Genomic DNA, 15115 nt, shown 5'->3' with positions numbered 1-15115 from the left:
TCGCATGGCGGTCGAATCGGGGGGCGCGTGGCGGTATCGGCCAAGCCGCCGGTCCCCTCCGGGAGGGCCGGTCAGATTGGGGCGGCGTGCCGCTCCGATAAGCCCATAAGCATTATCATGCTATATTTTACCCGGATCGGGCCGGGTGTATGGCACTTTCGTTCTGGACCCCACTGAGCGCCGTTTGCCCGATGATGAGCCATCATTGCCTCGACCCCCATGATTCCTACGCTCAGGCGGAGGTGTTGGTCACGTTCGAGGGAGTATTCCCGGACGTGCATCTCTTGTCGGCCATCGACGGCGAAGGTGACGACATCCTCCCGGACCTCATCGACGAGCAAAGGCGCGACCTGATCCAGGAGATCGCCGAGTTCTACTACGGGGCACGCACGGCGGCGTGACTGTCGATTACCCCGCGCTCAGCGATGACGCTGCGCTGCCCTTCGCGCCGTCCGTGCCATCGGCTCCGCTCACCCCTTCGTCCCCTGGAAGGGGCGGAACAACCAGGCGAGGCGCTTGGCATCGGCCTCTTCACCCTCGGCCGGCACGGTCGCGGCCTCCTCGGTCGCGGTCCCGGCCGGCGTCCCGGCATCCTCGTCTTCCAGGGTCTCGACCATCTGCTCGAGCAGCGGCGGCAGCCTGACCTCGTATTTTTCGAGAATGATGGCCGCGTCCAGCAGGGCGTGAATGTGAGCTTTTGGAATGGGTTGGCTGGCGATCTGCGCGCTGAGGACGCGGTCCGCCAGAAGGCTCGCGAGGCGTGACACCTCGGACAGCCGGCCGGCGGGGTCCGAGGCTGTGGAGGACGGCTCCGGGCTCTCGTTCATGGCAAATGTTTCTCCCCCACCAGGTGCTTAACCCATTATCCGCCATCCCCCTACATGCGCCAGACGCTTCGTTGTCCCGGTGGACGGAGCACAGCGCCGGGCGCGTCGAGGACGCCGCTCCGTTGCCGGGTTTCCCTCGTGGCGCAGCCGCCTGCGCGGCTCTGTCGAAGGCCGCATCTCGTGGGCCATTCCTCAGCGGGCTTCGCCGGGACGGCTGCGGTCCTGCGGCCGAAAGCCTGCGGTATTCCAATGACTTAAGTGAGGGTGGACGCGTTGGCCTGCCGATGCGAGCCGGCGTAGCGACACGCCGAGATCCGGTGGGGAATCGGTGTTTCAGCAGGCGCTCACATCGATCATCGGGGGCGAAGGCCTTCGAGAACCGCAAGAAGCGGTTCAGGCCTGCCGCGTCAGGCAGGCGCGAGTCGCGGCTGACGGCAGCGAGCGATCTGACTGGAAAGGCAGTGCCGAAGACCTGTAGGATCGGTTTAAACTTCCAGGCTCCTGACGGCCCTGGCCGCCGGCTTCACCCGGGTGTTTGAGTCAGGTCTGGACACCTGACGTGAGTAATGGCGCGCCCGAAAGGATTCGAACCTCTGACCCCCAGATTCGTAGTCTGGTGCTCTATCCAGCTGAGCTACGGGCGCCGACCTGACCGGGGGAGAGTTGTGCGCTCCGCCGTCGGTGGGGGTGTCTAGAATCTCCTTTTCAGCTTGGCAACCCCTTCTCGACCGATCGGCGTCCCTTTCTGCGATCCGCGTGAGGAAGGGTGGTCGCGGGACGCCGTGTCGGTCATGCTCGTCGCTCTCCCCATCGCAGGACACGCCCGACCCGCCATGACCACGCGCAAAGCTTCCCTCTCCGGCGACGTCCTCGCCGCCATCGGCGGAACGCCGCTGATCCACCTGCGCCGTGCCTCGGACCTCACCGGCTGCACCATCCTCGGCAAGGCCGAGTTCCTCAATCCGGGCTTGTCGGTGAAGGACCGGGCCGCCCTGTCCATCGTCGCGGATGCCGAGCGGCGCGGCTCGATCCGGCCGGGCGGCACCATCGTCGAGGGGACGGCGGGCAATACCGGCATCGGGCTCGCCCTTGTCGCCTCGGTCCGCGGCTACCGCACGGTCATCGTCATCCCGGAGACGCAATCGGCCGAGAAGAAGGAAACGCTGCGCCTCGCCGGCGCCCGCCTCGTCGAGGTGCCGGCCGTGCCGTTCTCCAACCCGGACAATTACGTCCATGTGGCGCGCCGGCTCGCCGAGCGTCTGGCAGCGACCGAACCGGCCGGCGCCTTCTTCGCGAACCAGTTCGACAACGTCGCCAACCGGCAGGCGCATGTGGAGACGACCGGCCCCGAGCTCTTCGCAGCGACGGAGGGGCGGATCGATGGCTTCGTCTGCGCGGCCGGGACGGGCGGCACCCTCGCCGGCACCGCTGAGGCGTTGCGAGCGCTCAAACCCGGAATCACCGTCGCGCTCGCCGACCCCGAGGGATCGGCCCTGCATGCCTACTACACCACCGGCACGCTGAAGGCCGAAGGCTCCTCGATCACCGAAGGGATCGGCCAGGGCCGGGTGACGGCCAATCTCGAAGGGTTCCAGCCGGACCATTCCTTCCGCATCCCCGACACGGAGGCCCTGGACATCGTGTTCGGCCTGATGCGCGAGGAAGGGCTCAGTCTCGGTGGATCATCGGGGATCAATGTCGCCGGTGCGATCCGGCTGGCGCGGGTTCTCGGCCCCGGCCACACCATCGCGACGATCCTCTGCGACGGGGCGGCACGCTACGCGTCGAAGCTGTTCAACCCGGCCTTCCTCACCGAGCGCGGGCTGCCGGTGCCGGCCTGGCTCACGGAAACGGCGAGCGATCTTCCGGACTGGCGGGCCTGAGAGCGGCTTTCCTGCAACACCGTCATCAATCTGCATCATTGAAACGCGCAAGCGTTGAACGGAATCGGCGGATGGACGTTTCACCGGTCAAGCTCAAGCAATGTTGGTTGGGCGTGACCGGAGTTTCTTTCCCATGACCCTGACCACCATCCTGCTCATCATCCTGATCCTCGCCGTCCTCGGCGGCGGTAACTTCCTCGGTGGCGGTGCTTATCGCGGGCAGAGCTTCGGTCTGGGCGGTATCCTCATCATCATCCTGATCGTGCTTCTGGTCACGGGACGTCTCTGATCGCACGTCCGAACCGGCGGGGTGTTCCGGCGCCCCGCCGTTCACACATCCGGGTCACCGCGGTCCCGAGAGGCTCGAGCGGATTCCCTACGGACAGGTGAGGCCGACCACCGAGCCGGCCGCCCTTGAGGCGACCGCGCCGAGCGTCGAGCCCGACCTGTCGGCGGCAGCAACCGGGGAGATGCCGTTCTCGGCTAGGAACGCGAGCACCACGCGGCCATCGACCAGGGGGTAGCTCATCGGCGGCGCCACACCGGCGACGAGACGGGGCGACGACGGATAGCGGGCGACGAGGCCGGCCAGGGCGCCGTCCCGGTCGAGCACGACGGCCCCCGACGATCCAGGTTGGAGCGGCGCCGAGAGCCGCTCCTGGCCGGATTGGCCGGATAAGACTTCGCCCGATAAGACGGCGATGCCTCCTCCCGCATCGGCCCCCAGGACCACGAGCGCCTCGCCCGGCATCAATGCGCTCCCTCTCGCGGCCAGGGCGGCGACGCGGCCCGTCACGCCGGACCCTTCCAGAAGCGCCAGACCACGTCCCGCATCCACCTTGACGATGCGCACCGCCATGTCGCCGATCCGGGGCGCTGCGCAGGCCTCCAGGGCCGAGGAGCTCGTCAGGACACGCCCCGGAGCGACGACGAGGCCGATGCCCGTCGTCGTCGCGGGTCCGGCCAGAGCCGGCAGGGCTCTCACGGCCGGGCGCGGCATGGGCTTGTCGAGCGTCCCGCCCGGTTTGGCCACCATCTGGGCGGGAGCCGCATTCGCCGTTTCCGGGAACGGCACGAAGCTGTTGGCAATGGCGATGACCAGACGGTCCATGTCCGGCCCGAGGGCCTTGTCGTAGCCGATGGTGAAGCCGCGAATTCCCCCCGCGCCGGCGGCATAGCGGATGTAGGACTTACCCGTTGCCGTCTCGCCGGTGACCACGAGGAAATCCGGCCGCTTGATCTTGTAGGTCACCTTGCGGTCGGCGGCCGGCGCGGTGGCGCGGGCGAACAAAGCGTCGAGATCAGTCTCATTCGGGGCGAAGGACTTCGTGTCGAGGGTGACGCGGCCATCCCCGCTCTGCCAGCGGGTTCCGCCGGTCTGAGGGCTGCGCTTGGCGAGCAGCCGTTCGGGCACGCCGATGACGACGCCGCTCGCCGGATCGGGCTTCACGGCGAAACGCGCCGCCTTCCGGGCCGTGTCACCGGCCGCGAGGATCGCCGCCCGCATCCTCGCGTCGGGGAAGCCGGGCGCCGGGTTGCCGGCACGCTTCTGGTAGGAGAGCAGGGCGTCGTAGGTGCGCCGCCCGAACGTGCCGGTGATCACGCTGTTGTAGTCGCCGGTCCAGACCAGGGCGTCCTGCAGGCCCTTCCTGTCCGCCTCCGGCAGGGGCTCGAAGGCTGCCTTCGCCGCTTCGAAGGCGGGATCGGCCGCCGGTGCCGCACGGGCGGGTGTTTGAACGGGGCCTTGCGCCTGAGCCGGCATGACGAGGAGGGCCAGAGCCGCCGCAACCCCTGCGAATCGCGCGCGCTGCGTCATGGTCCACGCTCCCCGATGGCCTTTTGGCGATGCTGTTTGCGAAGGTGTGGCAGAGGGATCGCCGGATTTCCAGCGGATCGTCAGGGCGAACGCGTCATTGCGGCGGCCGCGCGAGGTGGTAGGGTCCGGCGCGGCCCCGAGGAGGATCGGATGCCGAGGACGAGGTGGGCGATGTCGGGATCAACCGGGCTCGGGCGCGCGACCGCCCGCCTTGCCAGAAGCTTTGTTGCGGGAAGCGTTCTCGCCGGCTCGTTGGCCGGGACTTTGGCCCTCGGCGGCCTCATTGCGGCACCGGCTTTCGCGCAGGCCCCCGACCGTCCGGTGGCTCGGATTGCCACCCCGAAACCAGCGCCATCCCCCAAGGCTTTCGTGCGTGACGCGCTGGCCAGTGACGCGGTCCGTCTCGAAGCGACGGTAAAGGCGGATTCCGCCACGTCGGGCCTCACCAAACCGGCGGCCAAGCTGCGCGCCGAGGGTGAGGCCCTGGTGGAGGCTGAGAAGCCCGCCGACGCCCTCAAGCCCCTCGCCGGGGCCGTTGCCGCCGATGCAGGCGACCCGCAGAACTGGCTCGCCTATGCCCGCGCCGCGAGCACGGTGGGTAATGACGACCAGACCGGCGACTATTCCTACCGCCGGACCCTGCGCGGCCAGGCTCGCGCCGCCGCCTATCAGGCTTATCTGAAGGCCCGCGGTGCCGCCACCGAGGCCGAGGTCCTGGCGACGCTCGGCGAGGTCTATGCCGATGAATCCGAATGGCGGCCCTCCCTCGAGGCCTACCGGGCCAGCCTCGCGCTCGCCGACGACGCCACGGTGCGCGAGACCTATGAGAGTCTGCGCGCCGAGCACGGCTTCCGCATCCTCGACTACAAGGTCGATTCCGATGCCGCCGCCCCGCGGGTCTGCTTCCAGTTCTCCGAGAGCTTGGCATCGAAGACCGATTTCACGCCCTTCGTCGCCGTCTCGGGCGTGGCCAACGCCGCCGTCACCGGCAGCGGCCAGCAGATCTGCGTCGACGGGCTGAAGCATGGCGAGCGCTACGCTTTCGTGCTGCGCTCGGGCATCCCGTCCTCCGTGGGCGAGGCCCTGCTGAAATCGGCCGATTACGAAGTCTACGTCCGCGACCGCTCGCCCCAGGTGCGCTTCACCGGGCGCAACTACGTCCTGCCGCGTACCGGACAGGCCGGTGTGCCCCTGGTCTCGGTCAACGCGCCGAAGATCGACGTGGAGGTTCTGCGCGTCGGCGACCGTGGCCTGCTGCCGTCCCTGCGCTCGGAAGAATTTCTCGGCCAGCTCAGCGGCATGACCGCGAAAACCATCGCCGACCAGAAGGGTACCCGCGTCTGGAAGGGCACCCTCGACACCGCCAAGGCCGAACTGAACCACGAGGCGGTCACCGCCTTTCCGGTGCTGCAGGCGGTCGGCAAACTAGAGCCGGGCATCTACATCATGCTGGCCCAGGCCAGCGGCGTCGCTGCCTCGACGGACGAGGATGGCGGCTACGAGGCCCAGGCGACGCAATGGTTCGTCGTCTCGGATCTCGGGCTCACCGCCTTCAAGGGCCGCGACGGCATCCACGTCTTCGCCCGCTCGCTCGCCAGCGCGAAGACGGTGCCCGGCGCCGAGATCCGTCTGGTGGCCCGCAACAACGAGGTGCTGGCCACCAAGAAGACCGACGGCCAGGGCCATGTCGCCTTCGATCCAGGCCTCGCGCGGGGCGAGGGCGGCATCGCGCCCGGCCTCGTGGTGGCGCAGCTCGGCGACGATTACGGCTTCCTCGACTTCTCCCAGAGCGCCTTCGATCTCACCGATCGCGGCGTGAAGGGCCGTCCGCAGCCGGGAGCGGTGGAGGCCTATGTCTTCCCCGAGCGCGGGGTCTACCGCTCCGGCGAGACCGTGCAGGTCACGGCCTTGCTGCGCGACGCCGCCGGAATCGCCGTGCCGAACCTTCCCCTCACCCTTGTGGTGAAGCGGCCGGACGGGGTCGAGTATCGCCGCGTCCAGATCGCCGATGCCGGCCTCGGCGGCCGCGCCCTGCCCCTCGCCCTGATGCCGGGCGCGATGCACGGCACCTGGCGGATCGCCGCCTATACCGACGCGAAGGCGCCACCTGTCGGCGAGGCCACGTTCCTCGTCGAGGATTACGTACCCGAGCGCCTGGAGGTCACTCTCACCCCGAAGAGCCCCACCCTGACGAAGGGCGAGCCCGCGACCATCGACGTCGCCGCGCGCTATCTCTACGGCGCGCCGGGCTCGGGCCTCGACGTGTCGGGCACGGTCCTGGTCCAGGCCGCCGCGACGAGCGGGATCAAGGGGCTCGACGGGTTCTCCATCGGCCTCGACGACGAGAAGGTGGAGGCGACCTCGGCCGAGATCGAGGCCAAGGCCACCACCGACGCCAAGGGGGCGGCGACCTTGACCGTGCCGGTCCAGGCGCTCAGCGCTCCACGCCCCACCGAAGCGAAGATCACGCTCCAGGTCGGCGAGCCGGGCGGGCGGGCGCTGAGCCGCAGCCTCACCCTGCCGATCCTGCCCTCCGGCCCCGTCCTCGCCATCCGCAAGAATTTTTTAGGCGACCTTACCGAAGGCGGTGTCGCCACGTTCGACGTGGTCATGGCGAGCCCCGACGGACGGAAAATCCCGCAGAACGGCGTCGCCTGGACCCTGTCCAAGGTCGACCGCAACTACCAATGGTACCGCGAAGGCGGGCGCTGGTCGTTCGAGCCGGTGACCTCGACGCGGCGCATCGCCGACGGACGGCTCGATCTCGCCGCAGATGCGCCGGGCCGGGTGAATTCCACCGTCGGCTTCGGCACCTACCGCCTCGAAGCCCTGGTCGCCGGAAGGCCCGAGGCCACGGTCAGCGTCACCTTCACCGTGGGCTGGGGCGGCTCCGAGACCGCGGACGTGCCCGGTCTCCTCGACCTCAAGCTCGACAAGCCGAGCTATGCCGCCGGCGAGACCCTGCGGGCGCGCCTCCAGCCGCGCTTCAAGGGCACGGCCACCCTCGCCGTGGTGAGCGACAAGGTGCACGACATCCTCGACGTCACGGTGCCGGAGGGCGGCGCCACGGTGGACATCCCCGTGAAGGCGGAATGGGGGTCGGGCGCCTATCTCGTCGCCACCGCCTACCGGCCCCTCGATCAGGCGGCCAAGCGCCTGCCGGGCCGGGCGCTGGGCCTTGCCTGGTTCTCGGTGGATACCGACAAGCGCAGCCTCGCCGTGACCGTTGGGGCGCCCGCGACCACGCGGCCCCGCGAGACCCTGACCCTGCCGATCCAGCTCGCCGGCCTCGCCTCCGGCGAGGAGGCGCGGGTGAGCGTGGCCCTGGTCGATGTCGGCATCCTCAACCTGACCCGCTACGAATCGCCCAATCCCTTCGGCTACTTCTTCGGCCAGAAGGCGCTGGGACCGGAGATCCGAGACCTCTACGGATACCTGATCGACGGCATGCAGGGGACCCTCGGCGCGATCCGCTCGGGCGGTGACGGCGGCGCGGCGGAACTCTCCGATTCGCCCCCGACCCAGGCGCCGCTGGCGCTCTATTCCGGCGTGGTCGTCGTCGGCCCCGACGGCAAGGCGAGCGTCGACTTTCCCCTGCCCGCCTTCAACGGCACCGGCCGGGTGATGGTGACCGCCTGGAGCAGGACCAAGGTCGGCTCGGCCCAGGCCGATGTGATCATCCGCGATCCCGTCGTGCTCACCGGCACCCTGCCGCGCTTCCTCAACGTCGGCGACCGCTCGCGCTTCTTCATCGCCATCGACAATGTCGAGGGCCAAGCCGGCGACTACACCGTGGATCTCGACCTCACCGGCCCGGTCCTGGTCTCGGCCGGCGCGGTTCACAGCACCATGAAGCTGGAGGCCGGCGCCAAGGGCTCCCTGGTGATTCCGATCACCGCCGCCGGCCCCGGCCTGTCGCGGCTCGATGTGAACCTCTCCGGCCCCGGCATCACCGGCAACGTCGGCCAGAGCTTCTCGCTGAACATCGGCCCCGGCACCGGCGCCCTGGTCCGCCGCTCGATCAGTTCCCTCGAACCCGGCGCCAGCCTGCAGGTGACGGGCGACCTCCTCGCCGACATCCTCCCCGGCACCGGCTCGGTCTCGGTGACGGCCTCGTCGCTCGCCGCCCTCGACGTCCCCGCTTTGCTCCAGGCGCTGGACCGCTACCCCTATGGCTGCTCGGAACAAACCGTGAGCCGGGCGATGCCGCTCCTCTACGTCAACAAGCTCGCCTCCCTCGACAAACTCGGCATCGACGACAAGGTGGACGAGCGGGTGCGCGAGGCCATCGACCGCGTGCTCTCGCGCCAGGACGCGTCGGGCGATTTCGGCCTGTGGAGCGTCGGCGGGTCGAGCGACGTCTGGCTCAACGCCTACGTCACCGACTTCCTGACCCGCGCCCGCGAACGCGGATTCGCGGTGCGGCAGACCGCCTTCGCCAACGCCCTCGACCGCCTGCGCAACACCGTGGCCAATACCACGGAGGTGCGGGACGGCGGCATGGACATCGCCTACGCCGCCTACGTGCTGGCCCGCAACGGACGGCCGGTGATGGGCGACCTGCGCTACCTGGCCGACACCAAGCTCGGTGAGTTCGCGACCCCCCTCGGACGCGGCCAGATCGCGGCCGCCCTCGCCCTCCTCGGCGACCGGGGCCGCGCGACCAAGGCCTTCGAGTCGGCGGTGACGGCGCTCGGATCCACGCGGGACACCTCGACCTATCGGGCCGATTACGGCTCGCGCCTGCGCGACGGGGCCGGCCTTCTCGCCCTCGCCGCCGAGACCGGTCTCGCCCGCGAGACCATCCGGCCGCTGGGTCAGGTCATCACACAGGAGCGGGCCAGCGGACGCCTCACCAGCACCCAGGAGAATGCCTGGATGGTGCTCGCCGCCGAGGGCCTCGGCAAGGACGCGGAAGCGTTGAGCTTCAGCGTCGACGGCGTGCGGCAATCCGGCCCGGTCTCGCGGCTCTACCGCGCGCCCGCCCTCGATGGGAGGACCGTCACCATCACCAATGACGGAAAGGGCGCCGCCCAGACGGTGGTGAGTGTGTCGGGCAATCCCATCGCCCCGGAGCCGGTGGAATCGCGCGGCTATGCCATCGAGCGGAGCTATCACCGTCTCGACGGCACGGTGGTGGATCTCGCCCAAGGAGTTCGCCAGAACGACCGCCTCGTGGTCGTACTCAAGGTGACCGAGTCCAAGGCCAGTGCCGGTCGCCTCCTGCTGGTGGACCGCCTGCCCGCCGGCCTCGAGATCGACAACCCGAAGCTCCTCGATTCCGATGCCCTGGCGGGCCTCGCCTTCGCCAAGTCGGACGTGCAGCCGGTGAGCACCGAGTTCCGCGACGACCGTTTCGTGGCGGCCTACGAGCGCAACCCCGAGCAATCCGCCTTTTTCACCGTGGCCTATACCGTGCGGGCGGTCTCGCCTGGCACCTACGTCCATCCCGGCGCCACCATCGAGGACATGTACCGCCCCGAACGCTTCGGCCGCACCGCCTTCGGCTCGGTCGAGGTGAGCGCGAAGTAGGATGGGTGCCGCGCCCCCTTTCCCTCCCCCCGCTGCGGGGGAGGGTGGCCCACGAAGTGGGTCGGGAGAGGGGACCGACAGGTCCGGAGAGGTCGCCCCCTCTCCCGCCTGCTCCGCGAGAACCCTCCCCCACCTCAAGTCGGGCCTGTCCGACTTGAGCACTTGCAAGCGGACCTCGGGCAAGCCCGAGGTCCGTGGGGGGAGGGTTTTCACAGGCGTCATCGCCCTCCTCATCCTCGTCGTTCTCCCCGCCCTCGCCCTCTGGCGCTTCGTCGCGACCCTGCCGCCCCTCGATCTGACCCAGGCGAGCCTCCGCTCCACGGTCATCCTCGACCGGGACCGCCATCTCCTGCGCCCCTTCGCCACCGCCGATGGGCGCTGGCGGCTGCCGGTGACGGGGGCGGACGTCGATCCGCGCATGCTCGCCATGCTGAAGGCCTACGAGGACCGGCGCTTTGCCGACCATACCGGCATCGACCCCGCCGCAACCCTGCGTGCCGCGTGGCAATGGCTCCGGCACGGCAGAATCGTCTCGGGCGGCTCCACCCTGTCGATGCAGGTGGCTCGCCTCGTGGAGCCGCGCCCCGAGCGCTCGCTCAGCGCCAAGCTCCGGCAGATGGTGCGGGCGGTCCAGCTGGAACGCCGGTTGGGGAAGGACGGCGTGCTCGACCTCTATCTCGCCCTCGCTCCCTATGGCGGCCCGGTGGAGGGCTTGCGGGCGGCGAGCTTCGCCTATTTCGGGCGCGAGCCGGCCCGGCTCTCCTTCGCCGAATCCGCCCTCCTCGTCGGCCTGCCGCAGGCGCCCGAGGCGCGCCGGCCGGATCGTTTTCCCGCCCGCGCCCGGCAGGCGCGCGACCGGGTCCTCGACATCGCCGCCGCGCGCGGGGTCATCACGCCCGCCGAGGCGAAGGCCGCCAAGGCCGAACCGGTGCCGGACCAGCGAAAACCCTTCCCCATGCTGGCGGCCCATGCGGCGGAGGCGGCCGTCGCCTCCGATCCCGCCGCGCGGGTCCAGCGCTTCGCCCTGGACGGGCGCCTGCAGGCGAGCCTCGAACGCCTGGCTGCCGAGCGCGCCGCCGCCATGGGGCCGGGCATCTCGGCGGCGATCCTCGCCATCGACAACCGCACCGGCGCGGTGATCGCGCAGGTCGGGAGCGCCGGCTATCTCGATGCCAGCCGCTCCGGCGCCATCGACATGACGGGGGCGATCCGCTCGCCGGGCTCCGCCCTGAAGCCGTTCATCTACGCGCTCGCCTTCGAGAACGGCATCGCCCATCCCGAGACCCTCCTCGACGACAGGCCGGTGCGCTTTGCCGGCTCCTACGCGCCGGAGAATTTTGATCTCAGCTACCAGGGTACCGTCACCGCGCGGCGCGCGCTCCAGCTTTCCCTGAACGTGCCGGCGGTGGACCTGCTGGAGGCGGTGGGCGCAGCCCGCTTCATCGCCCGCCTGCGCGGTGCGGGAGCGCGGATCGACCTGCCGCGCGACACGGCACCCGGCCTGCCGGTGGCTCTGGGTGGCCTCGGCATCACCCTCACCGACCTCGCGCGGCTGTTCTCCGGCCTTGCCCGGGGTGGCTCGGTGCCCGACCTGATCCGCCGCCTCGACGGGCCGGCCGCCCCGCCCCCGCCCGACCTGCGCGTCACCGAGCCGGTGGCGGCGTGGTATGTCGCCGATACCCTGCGCGGGGCGCCGCCCCCCGAGAATGCGCTGCCGAACCGGATCGCGTTCAAGACCGGCACGTCCTACGGCTATCGCGATGCCCTGGCGGTGGGGTTCGACCGGCGCGTCACCATCGCGGTCTGGGTCGGGCGGCCGGACGGCAACGCCGTGCCGGGTCTCGTCGGCCGCGTGGTCGCCGCGCCGATCCTGTTCGACGCCTTCTCGCGCTTCGGCGGCGAGCCCGATTCCGTGCCGATGCCCCGCGACGCCCTGGTGACCACCACCGCGGGCCTGCCGCCGCCCCTGCGCCACATCCGCAGGGACGTGCCCAAGACCCTGTCGGCGGCCCTTGGCTCGGCCCTCAAGATCGCCTACCCGCCGGATGGCGCCCGGATCGATCTCGGCCTCGCCGAGCCCGGCCCCGTGCCGAGCCTTGCTCTCAAGGCGCTGGGCGGCGTGCCGCCTCTCACCTGGATGGTCAACAGCCTGCCGGTGGCCGAGAGCGCCCGGCGCCAGTCGGAATGGGCACCGGACGGGGCGGGCTTCGCCAGGATCTCGGTGATGGACGCGTCAGGGGCCAGCGACAGCGTGGTAGTCAGGCTGGAGTGAGAGGCCGGCCCTTATTCCTATGCGGGCAGGACGACCACCTTCGTCTTCACCGGCGTCCGCGAATACAGGTGGATCATGTCCTGGCTGAGCAGGCCGACACAGCCGCTCGTGATGCCCGAGCCGATCGAGTCGGGCTCGCTGCTGGCGTAGATCGTGTAGAGCGTATAGGCGCCGTTCTGGTAGAGATGGAGGGTGCGGGCACCAAGAGGGTTGTCGAGGCCGCCCGGCATGCCACGGGCGTATTGGGCCACCTCGGGCTGGCGCCGGATCATCTCCTTGGGCGGAGTCCAGGTCGCCCATTCGGACTTGCGACCGACATAGGCGTCACCACTCCACAAGAACCCGGCGCGGCCGACATTGGCGCCGTAGCGGGTGGCGGCCCCGTCCTCCTCGATGCGGTAGACATAGAAGTTGCCGGGATCGACGATGATCGTGCCCGGCGCTTCCCTGGTCTCGTAGCGCACCGTCCGGCGATAATACTTTGGATCGACCTTCCTGATGTCGGTGGCCGGGATCGGGAATTTCTCGTCCGGCATCGGCCCGTAGATCTTCGCTGCCTCGGCGAGGATCAGGCCGTCGGTCGTCGCGCAACCGGCGAGCCCCAGCGCGCCGAACCCGGCGGCCGAACCGGCCAGGAACGACCGGCGGCTGAGACGCCCCGCACACCACCCGAGCCGGGCACTCTCGTCCATCCCGCCGGCAGCGGCCTTCCCAGTATCCATCGTCATGATTCCGGACTTTCCTGCCCTGTGGACCGCCATGTCCTGCGGTCCGACAGCACAACACTGCGGCAGACATCCGTCGAGCCGACTGCCAAGCTGAATTAGCCGGTCCCCGACTTGGCTGGCAAGCTCGGCATTCCCTCTTTATCCCTTCCCCCGTGGAAGGAGGGGAGCGCTCCTGCCGCAATGGCGATCCGCGCGTGCGGCGCGTCACGCCGGAGGCGCGCGAATTCGTGTGTCCTCCGCCTTGGCCAAGCTTCAACGCGGCCGAGTGATTCGACGGATGGAGGGGCGGCGGACATGAATGAGGATCGGACATGAGCGGCAGCATGGTCCCGGCGACCGATCCCCTCGACGTCGCGGAAGCGGCCCTGGCCGATGTCGCTTCTTCCCTCCAACCCGCGAGTGCACAACGCCTGCCGCTGGCCCTCAAGCTCGCCTATACGGCCTTCATGGCGGTGCTCGTGCCCGTCTACTGGGCCTGGTACGGGCCGACCAACTTCCTCTACTTCTGCGACGTCGCCCTGCTGCTCACCCTGGTCGGGGTCTGGCGGGAGAGCCCACTCCTCGTCTCCATGCCGACGGTGGGTATCCTGGCGCCGCAGGTGCTGTGGGTGGCGGATTTCCTCGCCGAACTCGTGGGCGTGCCGCTCACCGGCATGACCGCCTACATGTTCAAGGCGGAGAACCCGCTGTTCCTGCGCGGCCTCTCGCTGTTCCACGGCTGGCTGCCGTTCCTGCTCGTCTACCTGGTCTGGCGCCTCGGCTACGACCGGCGCGCCTGGGCGGCGTGGTCCGGCCTCGCCGTCGCGGTGCTGCTCGTGTGCTTCTTCCTGATGCCCGGGCCGCGTCCCGATGCCGGTCTGGTGCCGGTGAACATCAACTACGTCTGGGGCATGAGCGACGCCGTCGCCCAGACCCTGATGCCGGCCTGGGCCTGGTTCGGGAGCCTTCTCGTCGCCATCCCCCTCGTCCTGTGCGGGACGACCCACCTCGTCCTGCGCCGGCTCATGCCGGCGCCGGTCGGGCAGTAGAGTCCCATCAGCTCCCGGATTTCCGCACGGCGTCGGAGATGGTGATGGGCTTGGGAAGCAGGCCGAGGCGGTGGAACGTGTCGGCCACCTTTTGCTGGTCGGCAACGACGGCCGCGTCCAGCGGTGTCACGCCGTAGGTCAGGCGTTTGAGGGCGACGGTGAGGATCGGCGCCGGGATGCCGATGGCGGGAGCCAGTTCGGCCGCCACCGCGTCGGTATTGTCCTTGGCCCAGGCGTCGATCTCGCCAATGGCGGCCAGGGTGGTATCGAGCGCCTCCTTGTTGGCGTCGGAGAATCTACGCGTCGACAGATAGAACTGGCGGTTCGGCACGATGTCGGTCCCGTTGACGAGGGTCCGCGCGCCGGTGGCCCGCTCGCCCGAGGCGAGGAAGGGGTCCCAGATCACCCAGGCATCGACGGCGCCCCGCGAAAAGGCGGCGACGGCGTCGCCGGGCGCCAGGAAGACCGGCGTGATCGCGTCGTAAGGCACGCCGGCCTTGGCCAGGGCCTCGACCAGGAAGTAATGGACGTTCGAGCCCTTGTTCAGGGCGATCTTCTTGCCGCGCAGGTCGGCGATGGTCTTGATCGGGCTGTCCTTGGCGACCAGGATCGCCTCGCCGAGCGGTGCGGCCGGCTCGTGGGCGACGTAGAGGAAATCGGGGTTGTTGGCCTGCCCGAAGATCGGCGGGGCCTCGCCGGCCGACCCGAGATCGATGGCGCCGGCATTCAGCGCCTCGAGCAGCGGCGGCCCCGACGGAAACTCGGCCCAGGTCACCCGGTAGCCAAGGGGCGCTAGTTTCTTCTCCAGCAGGCCCTTGCCCTTGAGCAGGACCAGCGTGCCGTATTTCTGGTAGCCGACCCGCATCACCTTGTCCTCGGCGCGCGCCAGAAGCGTGCCGAGGATCAGGAACGCCAGGGCGGTGAGGAAGGCGAGGGTCGTCTGCCCGGGCGGGGAGAGGGTGCGCGCAGTGGAACGGGGCATGGAACGTCCTCGTACAGCGTTTGGAACAGGTGTCCGGTGAGAGCCCC

At 69.7% G+C, this 15115-nt stretch carries 10 protein-coding genes and 1 tRNA gene; 6 read left to right on the top strand and 5 right to left on the bottom strand.

Annotated features, from left to right (window positions below):
• The first annotated feature begins 191 nt into the window (after window positions 1–191).
• Complete coding sequence (locus FPV16_RS05350) at window positions 192–401, top strand: hypothetical protein (protein ID WP_227436735.1); 210 nt, start codon at window positions 192–194, stop codon at window positions 399–401.
• A gap of 69 nt (window positions 402–470) precedes the next feature.
• On the opposite strand, the gene FPV16_RS05345 is transcribed toward FPV16_RS05350, so the two are convergent.
• Together FPV16_RS05345 and FPV16_RS05340 are read right to left on the bottom strand one after the other, a co-directional pair.
• Window positions 471–827, bottom strand: a complete 357-nt coding sequence (locus FPV16_RS05345) for a hypothetical protein (protein WP_227436733.1) — start codon at window positions 825–827, stop codon at window positions 471–473.
• Between the two features lie 567 nt (window positions 828–1394).
• A tRNA-Arg gene (locus FPV16_RS05340) sits at window positions 1395–1471 on the bottom strand.
• A gap of 189 nt (window positions 1472–1660) precedes the next feature.
• On the opposite strand from FPV16_RS05340, the gene FPV16_RS05335 reads away from it, so the two are divergent.
• Window positions 1661–2710 (top strand): cysteine synthase A, encoded by a 1050-nt coding sequence (locus FPV16_RS05335; protein ID WP_227436731.1) that lies wholly within the window; start codon window positions 1661–1663, stop codon window positions 2708–2710.
• A 133-nt stretch (window positions 2711–2843) separates the two neighbouring features.
• The gene (locus tag FPV16_RS05330) at window positions 2844–2999 is read left to right on the top strand and encodes a hypothetical protein (RefSeq protein ID WP_018046049.1); all 156 of its coding nucleotides are present in this window, start codon (window positions 2844–2846) and stop codon (window positions 2997–2999) included.
• 87 nt (window positions 3000–3086) lie between these two features.
• Here the strand turns inward: FPV16_RS05330 and FPV16_RS05325 are convergent, their stop codons facing one another.
• Window positions 3087–4526, bottom strand: coding sequence for a serine protease (locus tag FPV16_RS05325; protein WP_227436729.1), 1440 nt, complete (start codon window positions 4524–4526; stop codon window positions 3087–3089).
• Between the two features lie 171 nt (window positions 4527–4697).
• Here FPV16_RS05325 and FPV16_RS05320 point away from each other — a divergent pair, with 171 nt between their 5' ends.
• On the top strand, window positions 4698–10058 hold the full coding sequence (locus FPV16_RS05320; protein ID WP_227436726.1) for an alpha-2-macroglobulin family protein: 5361 nt from the start codon (window positions 4698–4700) through the stop codon (window positions 10056–10058).
• A 1-nt stretch (window position 10059) separates the two neighbouring features.
• Window positions 10060–12330 carry a penicillin-binding protein 1C gene (pbpC, locus tag FPV16_RS05315; protein ID WP_227436725.1) on the top strand — a complete coding sequence of 757 codons (2271 nt, stop codon included), beginning with the start codon at window positions 10060–10062 and terminating at the stop codon, window positions 12328–12330.
• Between the two features lie 17 nt (window positions 12331–12347).
• Here pbpC and FPV16_RS05310 read toward each other — a convergent pair whose 3' ends face one another.
• Entirely contained in the window at window positions 12348–13058 is a 711-nt protein-coding gene (locus tag FPV16_RS05310) for a L,D-transpeptidase family protein (protein ID WP_227436723.1), read from the bottom strand.
• A 311-nt stretch (window positions 13059–13369) separates the two neighbouring features.
• Here FPV16_RS05310 and FPV16_RS05305 point away from each other — a divergent pair, with 311 nt between their 5' ends.
• Window positions 13370–14086 (top strand): hypothetical protein, encoded by a 717-nt coding sequence (locus FPV16_RS05305; protein ID WP_227436721.1) that lies wholly within the window; start codon window positions 13370–13372, stop codon window positions 14084–14086.
• A 7-nt stretch (window positions 14087–14093) separates the two neighbouring features.
• Here the strand turns inward: FPV16_RS05305 and FPV16_RS05300 are convergent, their stop codons facing one another.
• A complete protein-coding gene (locus tag FPV16_RS05300; protein ID WP_227436719.1) occupies window positions 14094–15068 on the bottom strand; it encodes a sulfonate ABC transporter substrate-binding protein in 975 nt (324 codons plus the stop codon).
• Window positions 15069–15115 lie beyond the last annotated feature (47 nt).

This window comes from Methylobacterium sp. W2 (assembly GCF_020662345.1).
Lineage (GTDB): Bacteria > Pseudomonadota > Alphaproteobacteria > Rhizobiales > Beijerinckiaceae > Methylobacterium.
The sequence above is the reverse complement of the archived record's forward strand: the minus strand, read 5'-3'. Positions and strand labels throughout refer to the sequence as shown.

What these genes read in the sequence shown, in the direction of transcription:
- FPV16_RS05320 (WP_227436726.1), top strand. Translation starts at nt 4,698, where the DNA reads ATGTCGGGATCAACCGGGCTCGGGCGCGCGACCGCCCGCCTTGCCAGA.
- FPV16_RS05310 (WP_227436723.1), bottom strand. Translation starts at nt 13,058, where the DNA reads ATGACGATGGATACTGGGAAGGCCGCTGCCGGCGGGATGGACGAGAGT.
- FPV16_RS05325 (WP_227436729.1), bottom strand. Translation starts at nt 4,526, where the DNA reads ATGACGCAGCGCGCGCGATTCGCAGGGGTTGCGGCGGCTCTGGCCCTC.
- FPV16_RS05300 (WP_227436719.1), bottom strand. Translation starts at nt 15,068, where the DNA reads ATGCCCCGTTCCACTGCGCGCACCCTCTCCCCGCCCGGGCAGACGACC.
- pbpC (WP_227436725.1), top strand. Translation starts at nt 10,060, where the DNA reads ATGGGTGCCGCGCCCCCTTTCCCTCCCCCCGCTGCGGGGGAGGGTGGC.
- FPV16_RS05345 (WP_227436733.1), bottom strand. Translation starts at nt 827, where the DNA reads ATGAACGAGAGCCCGGAGCCGTCCTCCACAGCCTCGGACCCCGCCGGC.
- FPV16_RS05335 (WP_227436731.1), top strand. Translation starts at nt 1,661, where the DNA reads ATGACCACGCGCAAAGCTTCCCTCTCCGGCGACGTCCTCGCCGCCATC.
- FPV16_RS05350 (WP_227436735.1), top strand. Translation starts at nt 192, where the DNA reads ATGATGAGCCATCATTGCCTCGACCCCCATGATTCCTACGCTCAGGCG.
- FPV16_RS05305 (WP_227436721.1), top strand. Translation starts at nt 13,370, where the DNA reads ATGAGCGGCAGCATGGTCCCGGCGACCGATCCCCTCGACGTCGCGGAA.
- FPV16_RS05330 (WP_018046049.1), top strand. Translation starts at nt 2,844, where the DNA reads ATGACCCTGACCACCATCCTGCTCATCATCCTGATCCTCGCCGTCCTC.